General features: G+C 72.6%; 9 protein-coding genes and 1 pseudogene. 4 read left to right on the top strand and 6 right to left on the bottom strand.

The annotated features are described in order from the left end of the window. Nucleotides 1-89: 89 nt before the first annotated feature. Nucleotides 90-743, top strand: a pseudogene (locus ACFY9I_RS28695) (hypothetical protein); the annotation flags it as partial. 104 nt (nt 744-847) lie between these two features. Here ACFY9I_RS28695 and ACFY9I_RS28690 read toward each other — a convergent pair. Beyond that, nucleotides 848-1,666: a hypothetical protein gene (locus ACFY9I_RS28690; protein ID WP_391006792.1), complete on the bottom strand. Its 819-nt coding sequence runs from the start codon at nt 1,664-1,666 to the stop codon at nt 848-850. Between the two features lie 117 nt (nt 1,667-1,783). On the opposite strand from ACFY9I_RS28690, the gene ACFY9I_RS28685 reads away from it, so the two are divergent. Beyond that, nucleotides 1,784-2,575: an adenosylcobinamide-GDP ribazoletransferase gene (locus ACFY9I_RS28685; protein WP_391006998.1), complete on the top strand. Its 792-nt coding sequence runs from the start codon at nt 1,784-1,786 to the stop codon at nt 2,573-2,575. 51 nt (nt 2,576-2,626) lie between these two features. On the opposite strand, the gene ACFY9I_RS28680 is transcribed toward ACFY9I_RS28685, so the two are convergent. The 5 genes from ACFY9I_RS28680 to ACFY9I_RS28660 all read right to left on the bottom strand — a co-directional run bounded on the left by ACFY9I_RS28680 (nt 2,627) and on the right by ACFY9I_RS28660 (nt 9,334). Further along, nucleotides 2,627-3,436 carry an endo alpha-1,4 polygalactosaminidase gene (locus ACFY9I_RS28680; RefSeq protein WP_391006790.1) on the bottom strand — a complete coding sequence of 270 codons (810 nt, stop codon included), beginning with the start codon at nt 3,434-3,436 and terminating at the stop codon, nt 2,627-2,629. Then, nucleotides 3,433-4,113, bottom strand: coding sequence for a spherulation-specific family 4 protein (locus ACFY9I_RS28675; protein WP_391006788.1), 681 nt, complete (start codon nt 4,111-4,113; stop codon nt 3,433-3,435). The genes ACFY9I_RS28680 and ACFY9I_RS28675 overlap by 4 nt, the downstream gene beginning before the upstream one ends. Further along, the gene (locus ACFY9I_RS28670) at nt 4,110-5,627 is read right to left on the bottom strand and encodes a hypothetical protein (RefSeq protein ID WP_391006786.1); all 1,518 of its coding nucleotides are present in this window, start codon (nt 5,625-5,627) and stop codon (nt 4,110-4,112) included. Before ACFY9I_RS28670 ends, ACFY9I_RS28675 begins: the two co-directional genes overlap by 4 nt. Next, complete coding sequence (pelF, locus tag ACFY9I_RS28665; protein ID WP_391006784.1) at nt 5,624-7,147, bottom strand: GT4 family glycosyltransferase PelF; 1,524 nt, start codon at nt 7,145-7,147, stop codon at nt 5,624-5,626. Before pelF ends, ACFY9I_RS28670 begins: the two co-directional genes overlap by 4 nt. A gap of 153 nt (nt 7,148-7,300) precedes the next feature. After that, complete coding sequence (locus ACFY9I_RS28660) at nt 7,301-9,334, bottom strand: hypothetical protein (protein WP_391006782.1); 2,034 nt, start codon at nt 9,332-9,334, stop codon at nt 7,301-7,303. Nucleotides 9,335-9,779: 445 nt separating this feature from the next. Here ACFY9I_RS28660 and ACFY9I_RS28655 point away from each other — a divergent pair, with 445 nt between their 5' ends. Together ACFY9I_RS28655 and lpdA are read left to right on the top strand one after the other, a co-directional pair. Beyond that, nucleotides 9,780-11,318 carry a leucyl aminopeptidase gene (locus ACFY9I_RS28655; RefSeq protein ID WP_391006780.1) on the top strand — a complete coding sequence of 513 codons (1,539 nt, stop codon included), beginning with the start codon at nt 9,780-9,782 and terminating at the stop codon, nt 11,316-11,318. Between the two features lie 268 nt (nt 11,319-11,586). After that, nucleotides 11,587-12,975: a dihydrolipoyl dehydrogenase gene (lpdA, locus tag ACFY9I_RS28650; RefSeq protein WP_391006778.1), complete on the top strand. Its 1,389-nt coding sequence runs from the start codon at nt 11,587-11,589 to the stop codon at nt 12,973-12,975. Nucleotides 12,976-13,004 lie beyond the last annotated feature (29 nt).

The raw sequence follows: 13,004 nt of genomic DNA, 5'->3' as shown, positions 1-13,004 counted from the left end.
GCACCGCAGGCACCCGGAACCGCACAGACGAGGACCCGCCGATGGGGCGCACCCAGGAGACCGACGAGGGCGTTCGGGCGGACGCGCCCATGAAGGCGGTCGTCGTCCGCTGGGCCCGCGCCGAATGGGGGCCGCTGTGCGAAGCCGTGCGCCCGGCGCTCGTGCGCCGGCGACTGCGGGCGCTCCCCATGACGCTGACCGCCGTCTGCCTCACGTCCGTCGTCCACCTCGTGCACGGCCGGTCCTGGGGCCACCGGTTCATCGAGAACGTGGGTGCCGTGCGTGCCGAGGACCCGCTCTGGCCGGCGCTGCTGCGGACGCCGCTCTCCCTCTTCGTACCGGCGCTGGATCTGCCGGTGTGGGGCGCACTGGCGCAGATCCTGATCGTGTTCGGGATCGCGGAGCTCTGTCTGGGGCGGTGGCGCACGCTGGCGCTCGCGTACGTCGCCACACTGGCCGGCACGCTGTACGCCCGCGTGGGCATCGCGCTCGGCCCGGACGTCTTCTTCGTGGGGCTGCCGGCCTCGGACGCGCGGGTCATCGACACCGGGCCGTCGGCGGCCGTGGTGGGGCTCGCCGTGTTCGTCGGCTGGCGCTACCGGGCGTACGGGACGGTGGGCGCGGTCGTCGTGGCCATGGTCGTCGAGGTGCTGGTGAAGGAGAACCTCGCGGGCAAGGAGCATCTGGCGGCGATCGCGGCGGTGCTGGTGGTCTGCGGGATCCTGGCCGTACGTCAGCGCGGCCCAGCCGTTCCGAGCGGCCCGGCGCGCCCCGACGGCCCGGCATCCGACCCACCCCGGACTCACGGCCCGCGACCCGACGGCCCTGCGTCCGACCCGGCCGGGGCTCATGGGCGGGGGCCTGACGGGCCGGGGCCCGGCGGGTCGGCGGAGGGCGGCGGTCCGGTGCGGGGCTCCGGCTCCGGTGCCGTGTCAGGGGTGCCGCCGATCCAGTCCTGGAGGCGGCGGCCGGGACCCGCCCAGCGTCGGTCGTGGCGGTAGGCGCGTCGCCAGGCGCGGGCGCGGGCCCGGGGGCGGCGGCGGTAGAAGCGGCGGGCCCAGGCGGAGGTGGGGCGGGCCAGGCGGACGGCCCCGATGACGGCGATGATCGGGACGACCGCGCCGAAGATCGCCGTGCGGGCCTTGCCCTTGGCGAGGGCGATCAGGGCGATGAGGAAGTTCGCGCCCATGCTGACCATGACGGCGCCCCGGCCCTGGACCTCCTCGTCGTCGAGGTCGTTGACGCCGAAGGGGAGGAAGCCGATCAGCATCAGACCGACCAGGGCGGCCGTCAGCACGACCACCTCGACGCTCTTGCGGCCCGCCTCGCTCCAGTACACGTCGTCGAGGTGCAGGATCAGGGCGAACTCGTCCAGCACCAGACCCGCGCCCATGCCGAACAGCACGGCGGAGATCAGCGCGCCGAAGCCGTGCCCGTCACTGGCCACCGCGCCGAACCCGCCGACGAGGGTGAGGACGACGCCGGGGACGACGTGGTGGATGTGGACGCCGCCGCTGCCGCTGATGTTACGGAAGGGCCCTTTGCCCGCGCGGATCATACGGGTGATGACCCGGGTGATCAGGAACGTCAGTACGAATGCGGTGAGGGCCAGCAGCAGGGGCAGTTTGCCCGGTTCGATGATGTTCCGTTCCCACCAGTGACCCATATGTGAACTTTATCCATCGCCACCCCTGGACGCCCCCGAGCCGCCGGGTAGCCTGCGCCGGTGTCCACGACCCCCGAACCCGCGACGCCCGAGCCCCCGGCCGACCAGCCCGAGGCCCTGCCCCCCGCCTCCGGGCCCACCCTCTTCGACGGTCTGCGTTTCGCCTTCGGCACCCTGACCGTGCTGCCGGTGACGGTGAACCGCTGGGACCGCGAGGCAGCACGCGTCGGGATGCTGTGCGCACCGGTCGCCGGGCTGGTCGTCGGTCTGGGCTCGGCCGTGGCCGGTGGCTTCCTTCTGCTCCTCGGCGCCGGTCCCCTGCTCGCCGCCGTGGCCTCCGTCGCCGTACCGGCGGTCCTCACGCGGGGCCTGCACCTGGACGGGCTCGCCGACACCGCCGACGGGCTCGGCAGCGGCAGGCCGGCCGAGGACGCCCTGCGGATCATGAAGCAGTCGGACATCGGGCCGTTCGGCGTCATCACCCTCGTCCTGGTGCTGCTGGCCCAGGTCGCCGCGCTCACCGAGGCGTACGGCGACTCCTGGGCGCTGGGCGCCCTCGCGGCCGTCGTCTCCGCGAGCGCCGCCCGGTTGGCCCTGACCCTGGCCGCGCGCACGGGCGTACCGGCCGCCCGGCCCGAGGGACTGGGGGCGGCGGTGGCGGGCGTGGTGCCGGTGCGGGCCGCGCTGCTGGTGGCCGGAGTCGTCGGCTGTGCGGCGGCGATCGGCGGGGCGCTCCTCGGGCCGTACGACCTCGGCCGTACGGTGCTCGCGGTCGTCGTCGCGTGTGCCGCCGCCGAGTCGCTGCTGCGGCACTGCGTGCGGCGGTTCGGCGGTGTCACGGGTGATGTGTTCGGCGGGCTGGCGGAGACCGCCGCGACGGCGGCCCTCGTCGTGTTCACGTTCGGATGAGCCCTCGACTGCGGCTTCGGGCGAGTCCTCGACCGGCCCGCCCCCGCACGCTCAGCAGGTCTTCCGCCACACCCCCAGCTCCCACTCCTTGAGCAAGGAGCTGAGCTCCAAGCGCCGGGCCTCGGGGCAGAAGTCGCCCGTCCTCATCTCGTACTCGACGTGGAAGACGGCCTTTCCGGCCTCGATGAAGGGGGTGAGCTCGTCGCACTCCTCGTACTGGGCGCACTGCTCGTTGACGGCGAAGTCGAAGTCGTCGACCAGCTCGGGTATCTGGTCGAGGTCGTTCTTCAGGCCCACCGCGAGGCCCCGCTCATGGGCGAGGCGGGAGATGAGACGGTTGTAACGGAGCTGGTCGGCTGACTTCAGGGGGAAGCCGGTGTCGTTGCGGTAGCCGTCCATGTTGTCGGGCTCGACCGCGTCGAAGCCCTTCTCCGCGCACATGTCGATACGGGCGGCCATGAGGGGTTCGAGGACGTCGGTCTCCCTGATGTCGAGCCAGCGCTCGCCCTTCCAGCCGTTGCCCTCGCCGATCACCGACTTGGGGAACGCGTCGGCGTCCGGCCGCCAGTCCTCCCAGGCGCCGGTCGACAGGTAGCAGATGACCTTGCGGCCGTCGTCGTGCAGCTCGGCGACCGTGTCCGCGGAGTGGTCGAAGCCGTCGATGTCGTAGACGGGGACTTCGACGGAGGTGTCCAGGCGCCCGCTGAGCTGCCACTGCCACGGTGTACCGGGCTCCGGCCGCCAACGCGGGCCCCCGTCCGTCCCGCGACCGGCCTCCGGCTTGTCGTCGGGGGCGGTCGTGCACCCGGCCGCCAGCAGAAGCAGGGACAACAGGGCGCTGCGGGTGAGGAGTCGGCTCATCGGGTGGGCTCCAGGGCGTGCGGCAGGGTACCCCAGGGATGATCTCCCACGCCGGGGACCGCGCAGTGCACGGAGGCGCCCCGGACTCGGGCGAGAGCGCCGACATCGATGTCCGAGGGCACCCCGTGCACCAGATGACACACCACCGTGCCGAGGCCGCCGCTGCCGCCCGGCCACGGCTCGGGCGGCAGGTCCCGGTAGGTCTCCCAGGTGCCCTCGAAGGTGACGACGAGGTCGGCGATCCGGGCGTAGGCGGGGTGCGGCGGCGTGCCGGGGTTGAGGGCGAGGGTGGCGTGACCCGCCCCCCAGACGGCCGCCGCGACCCGGCGGTAGTAGTCGAACTCACCCGGTCCGGCGGCCACCTGGTCCAGGAAGGTGCCGTCGGTGCCGTACCAGGCGCGGTACTTGGTCAGGTCCCGTACGACCTCGGTGACGGGTCTGCGGCCGTACCCGGTGTCGGCGTACCCGAGAAGCCGTACACCCGCGGCCCGCAGCCGGCCGGCGACCTGGAGGAAGGCCGGGTCGGGGGCGTCACCCGGCCCGTCGGCCGGGTTGAGGACGACGCCGTACAGCCGGGGCGCGGCCGCGACGAGGGCGTCCCATTCGGCGGGACGGTCGCAGGGGTGCTCGTAGTAGGGAACCAGGAGAGACGGGTGGGAGGAGGTGTGCGTCTTCATCGATGGGCCGTCGCCCTCCCCAGCAGTGCGCAGACGAGGGCCGCCTGGAGGCCGGCCGCGGCGCCGTACACCAGCAGGCCGGTCAGGTGCGGGGCGCCCGTGTGCGTCGCCAGGGTCACGGTCTGGACGAGGGCGGCGGCGCAGCACACGGCGGCGGCGCCCGGGACGGCGCCGAACGACTGGAGCAGCAGGCCGGTCCAGAGGGCCGCTCCCAGCAGGAGCAGGCCCGCGAGGTGGACGGCGTCGAGGCCCGGGGCGCCGGGCCACAGCGCGGCCGTGGCGTGGGCCAGGACGAGCAGCGCGGCAAGATAGCCGGCCAGGCACTGGACCAGGTTCACGGAGGTGGTGCGCCAGAAGGCCCCCGGTGTGCTGGTGGAGCGCAGGCCCGCGAGGCCGTCGCTGCGGAAGCGGTACAACAGCCATTCGGCGGGCCCCATGCTGAGCGTGAGTGCCACGGCGGCCGGTACGGCGACCGTGCCCTCCCCCTCGTGGACGATCACGTCTCCGACGGCCGCGTACAGCACGAGCACCCCGGTGCCCAGGCCGAAGAGGGCGTACGGGAGGGAGGCGGAGAGCCGGGGAGCCGACGGGTCCCTCTCCGGGACGCCGGCGGGGGCGCCGATGGACCGCGGGGAGCTGAGCCCGGTCCGGCGGCTTCGGGTGCCCGGCTCCCGCAGGGCGGGCGCCACTTCGTGGACCGCGAGGACCACGACCACCGACAGGGAGCCGGCCAGCAGGGTGAGCCGGGACCAGTCGGGCACCTGCCGGGCCAGCGCGAACAGCGCGCCCGCCGCCATCGGCGACAGACTGTGCAGCAGGGCCCGTTCGCGCCCCGTCACGAGCAGGACGGTCGCGGCGCCGAGGTAGCAGGACTGTCCGGCGGCGAAGGCCACCGCGCCCGCGTCGTCGCCGCGCGCCGCGAGGAAGGCGACCGCCGTGCCGAGGAACGCGCCCGCCGGGGCCCCGGCGGCCAGGCAGCGGCGGCACGCGTCGCGGTCGCCCAGCGCGAGCCAGGAGTACGCCCGGTGGGCGAGTCCCTGGTTCCACGTCCAGCCGCACAGCGCGCCTGCCAGGAGCGGAACCGTGCCGGCGGGGAGCCCGAAGCCGTCCCGGGGGCCGGTGAGGAGGGGTGCGCCCAGGACGTGGGCGAGGCCGGGGAGGGCGAAGACCACGCCTCTGAGCAGGCAGCCCAGTAGGCCGATCCGCCAGGGGTCGGGTGCCGGGCCGTCCGGTTCGGGGTGGGCGCGCTCGACCCGCTCGTACAACTCCTCGGCGAGGGCGAAGGAGTTGCGGCAGCCGTAGCGTTCGCGGCTCTGGTCGTCCGACACGCCGTCGGCCTCCAGTCGGGCCGCGACCTCGTCCGGGTGGACGGCGGCGGCCACGAACTCCCGGTACTCCTCGGTGAGCCGGTCGAGGGGGTCGGGTGGGGCCCAGGGGGCTCTGCGGCGCTGCCGTGGGACGGCGGAGAGGGCGCCCCGCCGGGCGCCCGAAGGCGTCGGGAGGTTGCCGCTCACCAGTCGGATCCGTCCGCCGCCACGTTCCGGTACCAGGGATCGCGCAGTTCGGCGATCCAGTCGTCGACCGTCTCGGGACCGGGCTCGTACACGACCTCGTCCCGGCCGGCGAGTTCCCGGTAGACCATGCGGAAGGCGTCCAGGGAGCGCCGCAGGGTGAACCGGTCGATCACCCGTTGCCGTGCCGACCCGCCCAGCCGCAGCCGGCGTTCGTCGTCGCGGAGGAGGGTGAGCGCGGCGGCGGCCAGGGCCTCCGGCTCGCGCGGGGGTACGACGAGTCCGGTGTCGCCGACCGCCTCGCGGACCCCGCCGACGTCGGTCGACACGGTGGTACGGCCGCAGGACATGGCCTCGATGATCGAGTACGGGAAGCCCTCGGAGATGGAGGACAGCATCACCACGTGCCCGGCCGCGTAGGCGCGCCACACCTCGTCGACGCGGCCCTCGAAGGTGAGCCCGTCCGTGACGCCCAGTTCGGCCGCGAGCTTCTCCAGCTCGGTGCGGTACTCCTCGCCGCCCGGCGGCACGGGTCCGAACAGGCGGAGTCTGGTCTCCGGGATCTCGGCGCGGACCAGGGCGTAGGCGTGCAGCAGTGTCTCCAGGTCCTTGATGGGGTCGATCCGGCCGCACCAGGTGAGGGTGGGCAGCTCGGGTTCGGGGCCGGCGTGCGGGAAGGCGGCCGGATCGACGCCGTTGTAGACCGTGCGGATCTTCTCGGCGTCGGCGCCGCCGCGCTCCTCCCAGCGGCGGTTGTACTGGTTGCACGGGGTGATGAGGTCGGCCGCGCGGTAGCCGAGCCTGGTCAGTTCGCGGTGGAAGCCGAGCATGAAGGCCTTCACGGGCCAGCGCTGGTCGCCGCCGCGCTGGCCGAGGTAGCGCTCGCGCAGATAGATGCCGTGCTCGGTGAGCAGGAACGGCACGCCGTCCAGCTCACGGGCGGCGAGCGCGGGCAGCGTGGCCAGGCCGCCGCTGACCGCGTGGGCCACACAGTCCTCGGGTATACGGGCGCCCAGCGGCCGCAGGGCGTGTTCCAGCAGGTCCGTCGCGGTGAGCGCGTCGTGGACCGTGGGGTTCGCGGCGGCCGTCGGCAGATGGGGCATCGTCCAGATCCACATCAGTGAGCGCAGCGCGGACTCGGTGCGCAGGGCCGCCGACAGACGGCCGTCGCGGGCGAGTTCGGCCAGCTCGTACAGCGCCTCCCCGAAGGCGCGGGGCGCGTCGGGGTCGAGGACGGCGAGCAGCAGCCGCTCGTAGGCGTCGGTGAAGCGGCGGCGGGCCCTGCCGTACGGGCCACGGGCGTGGCCGGGGCGTGGGCCCCAGGTCGGTACGGAGGTGTGCCGGTACACGTTCGGCGGCAGCTCCCAGGTCACGGGTTCGCGGCCGGTGCCGGTGAGCGACACGAGGTGGAACTCGACGTCGGGCATGCCCCTGACGAGCTGGTCGCACCAGGTGCTGACGCCGCCGTGGACATGCGGATAGGTGCCTTCGGTGAGCATGGTGACATGACGGCCGTCGCGCATCGCCGCGCGGCTCCCCCCTGCTTGTTCGGATGATGTGCGGAGGGCTGCGGGCCCGGACACCGACCGCGGGTCGGTGCGGGTCGGTGCGGGTTGATCGCGCCCCGCGGCGGAGCCGCATGTCCGATACGGCCCCGCGCCCCCCGTCGGGTCGCTCTACGGGAGCTTGAGTCTTACGGCGGACTGGAGTTGTGCCGGTGTGGTCCAGGCCGAGCGTGCTCCCGCGTACGGCGTCCCGAACGCGGTGGTCCCGAGCGGAAGTTGCGTGACGGTTCCCTTCGGTGCCGTTACCGGGATCTCGGTCCCGGACGGCGCCTTCACCGTCACCGTCGTGCCGATCCGGTACGCCGTGACCGTGCCGTTCGCGACCGCGGTCTGCCAGGCGGCCCGGCGCTTCAACTCGGTGCCCACCGCGCTCTGCCGGGGGTTCTCCAGCGGCGTGTCGGCGGTGAAGAGCGCCCGGTAGTCGGCGAGCACCTGGTCCAGGACCGGGTAGAGCAGCCGTTCCTCGGCGAGGTTGGACTGGTGGGCGTAGTGCGGTCGCGGGTCGTTGCCGATGGCGTGCAGCAGGGCCGTGCGGGCCTCCTGCGGGACGATGTGCGAGGCGTAGCCGGTGGCCGGGTCCAGCGGGGTTTCGAGGCAGGTGGAGTGCGCGTTGTTCTCGCAGATCCCGCTGCCGCCGTCGGCCGCCGAGGTGTACACCCAGTTGTACTCGTCGGCCATCTCCCCGGCCGTGCCCACGTTGTAGTAGACGTTCATCGGGTGGCGCGGGACGGTCAGCGCGGGGCCCACCGGGCGCTGGGCCGACTCGCGGGAGTTGTCGGAGGCGATCCACCTCACGCCGGTGTCGGTGAGGGCGCCCGCCAGGTTCGGGTTGTCGTCCGGCTGCTGCGGCAGCGTCCTCAGCCCCGAGTGCTCGCCGGTCACCAGCTCGTCGCGCCGCACCGGCAGGTCGTGGGCGACCGCCCAGTCGTGGTTGTCGCGGATCTGCCCGGCGATGGCGGCGCGGCTCAGGTAGCGGGTGGTGCCGTCGGCGTTCTTCGCACAGCTCCACGGGACGGTCGAGGTGTCCTGGACGCAGCCGAGGTACTGGTGGGTGTGGGTGTGGTTGATCCAGCGGTAGGCCTTCCGGTCGGCGAGCAGCCGGTCGGTGAGGGCGTCGGTGCCGCCGTTCGCCGCCTTCCACTCCTCGCCGCTGCCCCCGTTGAAGACCAGGTCGAGGGTGAAGCCGCTGGACCGCTGCCACTGCCGGGCGTACTCGGCGTCGGCGGCGGTCATCCGGATCGGGTCGGTGTCCTCGCCCTCCCCGCCGCCGCAGTTGAAGCTGCCGGGCGTGCAGTTGTTCTCGGTGTCCCAGCGGCTGTCGGGGGCGAAGACGTCGTCGACGTGGACGGCGAAGTGGTTCCGGCTCCGCCCGAGGTGCACGCCCTGCGTCAGCCATTCGACGATCCCCCGGGCCAGCACCCGGAACTGCCGCTGGTGCTGGTTGTAGGCGAAGGTGACCACCAGTTCGCGGCGCCCGTCGTGGGCGTACTCGCCGACCAGGCTGCCCCGGCCGTCGGCGCCGGGCACGGGAAGGTCGACATAGCTGGTGTAACCCGGGCGGGGCCGGGCGACGAAGCCGTAACTCTCCTGGCTGGAAGCGGAGTTGTCCTCGAACGCGAACCGCCCGTCGAGATAGCCGAAGTGACCCGCCCGGCCGGCGTCGGTGACCGTGGCCTCACGGCCGTCGAGGGTGCCGGCCCAGCCCCCCTCGCTCGTGTGGTCCAGTCCGACCCCGGGGTGCGCCCAGGTGTAGGCGTCGACCTGCGGGATGCCGTACGTCCGCTCGTACGTCTCCAGGGCGGTCTGCTCGGCCGAACCGGCGCCGAACGGGGCCTCGTTGGGCAGGACCACGCCCTGGTACCTGGCGCGCGGAGTGCCGCCCACCGTGTCGCTCAGGAAGGCGGCGTCGATGGTGGGGCGGTCGGCGTCGGTCAGATCGACACGGGTGTACGGGACACCGGTGCTCTTCAGTTCGGCGGCGATGGCCTGGACGGGGCTGTCGCCGTTGTCCACGACCAGGACCCTGAGGTCGACGCGCGGGGTGCCGGCGGCCGACGCCGCCGGTATGCCAAGGCCCGCCACCAGCAGACTCGTCGTCGCCACGACGGCGGCGGCGGTTCTCCATCCGGGCACGCTGTGCGCCATGTTCGCCCCTCCCCCAAGAAGGTCCCGGCGGCCGGGCCGAGGGCCCTGCCGGGGGAATCCGTGGAAATGATGCAAACCGATGAGCTGATCACTCACCGGCCGGGACGAGTGTGACCCAGGTCATGGCATACGAGGACGTGGAAATGACCATGAAGCCACATAGGGGTGAACGCCCGCAGAGCTGATCGAAATCGGCGCCGGGGGCTCGCTACGCGCGGAGACCGGCGACAAGGGATCCCCCTATGCCGAAGACATGGGGATCTCCCTGCACGGCCGGAGCCCAAAGTCGGGGAGGCTGGTCGCAGCGGACTCCGTGCGGACGGTGAGTGCGCGACCGCCCGCGCCCCCCGGTCCGATGGGCCGAACATGGGCCTAGGCTCGTTCTCGGCACGTCGACCCATCCGTTCGGCCACCGAAACTCAATCGGAAGCGAGATTCCACCACCGTGACTGCTCTCACTCTCAGCACCGCCGCCGCGTCGGGCCTCCGTGCCGACGCGATCGTGGTCGGTGTCGCGAAGGGCTCCGCATCTCGGTCTGGGGACCTGGTCGTAGCACCGGGTGCCGAGGCCGTGGACAAGGCGTACGACGGCAAGCTGGCCGGCGTCCTCACGACCCTCGGCGCCTCGGGCGCGGAGGGCGAGGTGACGAAGCTGCCCGCACCGTCCGGCTTCAAGGCGCCGCTCGTGGTGGCGGTGGGCCTGGGCTCGGTGCCCGAGAAGGACGGCTCGTTCGGCGCGGAGGCCCTGCGCCGCGCGGCCGGCGCCGCGGCCCGTGCCCTGTCCGGTACGAAGAAGGCGGCGTTCGCGCTGCCCGTCGCGGACGCCGCCGCCGTGGGCGCCGTCGCCGAGGGCGCGCTGCTGGGCGCCTACTCGTTCGACGCGTACAAGGAGACCGGCAAGGACGCCAAGGCGAAGAACGGCAAGGCGCCGCTCGCCGAGGTCGCCCTGCTCGGCGCGAAGCCCCGCGACCGCGCCCACAAGGCCGCCGCCGAGCGCGCGATCGCGGTGACCGAGGAGCTGAACCGCGCCCGCGACCTCATCAACACCCCGCCGAACGACCTCGACCCGGAGGCCTTCGCCGCCGTCGCGCAGACCGCGGCCAAGGAGCACGGCATCAAGGTGACCGTGCTGGACGAGAAGGCGCTCGCCAAGGGCGGATACGGCGGCATCCTCGGCGTCGGCGCGGGCTCGGCCGCCACGCCCCGGCTGGTGCGGCTGTCGTACACCAGCTCCAAGGCGAAGAAGCACCTGGCGTTCGTCGGCAAGGGCATCACGTACGACTCGGGCGGTATCTCGCTCAAGCCCGCCGGGCACAACGAGACGATGAAGTGCGACATGAGCGGTGCCGCCGCCGTGTTCGCGGCCGTCGTCGCCGCCGCGCGCCTGAAGCTTGAGGTCGACGTGACCGGCTGGCTCGCCCTCGCCGAGAACATGCCGTCCGGCTCCGCCACCCGCCCGGGTGATGTGCTGCGCATGTACAGCGGCAAGACGGTGGAGGTGCTCAACACCGACGCCGAGGGCCGGCTGGTGCTGGCGGACGCGCTCGCCAAGGCGTCCGAGGACAAGCCGGACGCGATCGTCGACGTGGCGACGCTCACCGGGGCGATGATGCTGGCACTGGGCAACCGGACGTTCGGGATCATGGCCAACGACGACGCGTTCCGCTCCGCGGTGCACGAGGCCGCCGAGGAGTCGGGCGAGCCGGCGTGGCCGATGCCGCTGCCGGACCACCTGCGCAAGGGCATGGACTCGCCGACCGCCGACATCGCGAACATGGGTGAGCGGTACGGCGGCGGCCTCGTCGCCGGTCTGTTCCTGAAGGAGTTCGTGGGCGAGGGGATCACCTGGGCGCACCTGGACATCGCGGGGCCGGCGTTCAACGAGGGCGGTCCCTTCGGGTACACGCCGAAGGGCGGGACCGGGACTGCTGTGCGGACCCTGGTGCGGCTGGCCGAGCGGGCTGCCTCCGGCGACCTGGGGTGATGGTCGCCCCACGGCTCGGAACCTGAGGGGCGCGGGTGACCGCGGACCGGCTGCGGCCGGTGGCGTGGTCCCCGCGCCCCTTTCCGTCACACGTGAGCGTGTGGTGTCTCACACTCCAGCCCGGCGTCTCGTTCGGCGTGGACAAGTGCGAAGATGGGGCTCGGCAGGACAGGGCCCCCACCACAGGGCCGAAGAAGAGCGGCCGGACACCAGCCGCCGCCCGGTCATGGACGACCGGCGTACGGCGCACATGCATGGAGGACGTGACGTGGCGAACGACGCCAGCACCGTTTTCGACCTAGTGATCCTCGGCGGTGGTAGCGGTGGGTACGCCGCGGCCCTGCGCGGGGCGCAGCTGGGCCTGGACGTCGCCCTGATCGAGAAGGACAAGGTCGGCGGCACCTGCCTGCACCGGGGATGCATTCCCACCAAGGCCCTGCTGCACGCGGGCGAGATCGCCGACCAGGCCCGCGAGAGCGAGCAGTTCGGTGTGAAGGCCGCCTTCGAGGGCATCGACGTACCCGCCGTCCACAAGTACAAGGACGGTGTGATCGCCGGGCTGTACAAGGGTCTGCAGGGCCTCATCGCCTCCCGGAAGGTCACCTACATCGAGGGCGAGGGCCGGCTGTCCTCCCCCACCTCCGTCGACGTGAACGGCCGCCGTGTCCAGGGCCGCCACGTCCTGCTGGCGACCGGCTCCGTGCCGAAGTCGCTGCCGGGCCTGGAGATCGACGGCAACCGCATCATCTCCTCGGACCACGCCCTGGTCCTGGACCGTGTCCCGAAGTCGGCGATCGTCCTCGGCGGCGGTGTCATCGGCGTCGAGTTCGCCTCCGCCTGGAAGTCCTTCGGTACGGACGTCACGGTCATCGAGGGCATGAAGCACCTCGTCCCCGTCGAGGACGAGAACTCCTCCAAGCTTCTTGAGCGCGCCTTCCGCAAGCGCGGCATCAAGTTCAACCTGGGCACCTTCTTCTCGAAGGCCGAGTACACCCAGGACGGTGTCAAGGTCACCCTCGCCGACGGCAAGGAGTTCGAGGCCGAGGTCCTGCTGGTCGCCGTCGGCCGCGGCCCGGTCTCCCAGGGCCTGGGCTACGAGGAGGCCGGGGTCGCGATGGACCGCGGCTACGTCCTCGTCGACGAGTACATGCGCACGAACGTCCCCACCATTTCCGCCGTCGGTGACCTCGTCCCGACCCTCCAGCTCGCGCACGTCGGCTTCGCCGAAGGCATGCTGGTGGCGGAGCGTCTGGCCGGTCTCAAGACCGTTCCGATCGACTACGACGGTGTCCCCCGCGTGACGTACTGCCACCCGGAGGTCGCCTCCGTGGGAATCACCGAGGCCAAGGCCAAGGAGATCTACGGCGCGGACAAGGTCGTCGCTCTGAAGTACAACCTGGCGGGCAACGGCAGGAGCAGGATTCTGAACACCTCGGGCGAGATCAAGCTCGTCCAGGTCAAGGACGGTGCCGTGGTCGGCGTCCACATGGTCGGCGACCGCATGGGCGAGCAGGTCGGCGAGGCCCAGCTGATCTACAACTGGGAAGCGCTCCCCTCCGAGGTCGCCCAGCTCATCCACGCCCACCCGACGCAGAACGAGGCGATGGGCGAGGCCCACCTGGCCCTGGCCGGCAAGCCGCTGCACTCGCACGACTGACCCCTCGGTCGACGAAGCGACGATCCAGA

The organism is Streptomyces sp. NPDC012510 (genome assembly GCF_042955065.1).
Lineage (GTDB): Bacteria > Actinomycetota > Actinomycetes > Streptomycetales > Streptomycetaceae > Streptomyces.
Note: the sequence above shows the minus strand (reverse complement) of the source record. Positions and strands in the feature narration are given on the sequence as shown.

What these genes read in the sequence shown, in the direction of transcription:
- ACFY9I_RS28680 (WP_391006790.1), bottom strand. Translation starts at nt 3,436, where the DNA reads ATGAGCCGACTCCTCACCCGCAGCGCCCTGTTGTCCCTGCTTCTGCTG.
- pelF (WP_391006784.1), bottom strand. Translation starts at nt 7,147, where the DNA reads ATGCGCGACGGCCGTCATGTCACCATGCTCACCGAAGGCACCTATCCG.
- ACFY9I_RS28675 (WP_391006788.1), bottom strand. Translation starts at nt 4,113, where the DNA reads ATGAAGACGCACACCTCCTCCCACCCGTCTCTCCTGGTTCCCTACTAC.
- ACFY9I_RS28690 (WP_391006792.1), bottom strand. Translation starts at nt 1,666, where the DNA reads ATGGGTCACTGGTGGGAACGGAACATCATCGAACCGGGCAAACTGCCC.
- ACFY9I_RS28660 (WP_391006782.1), bottom strand. Translation starts at nt 9,334, where the DNA reads ATGGCGCACAGCGTGCCCGGATGGAGAACCGCCGCCGCCGTCGTGGCG.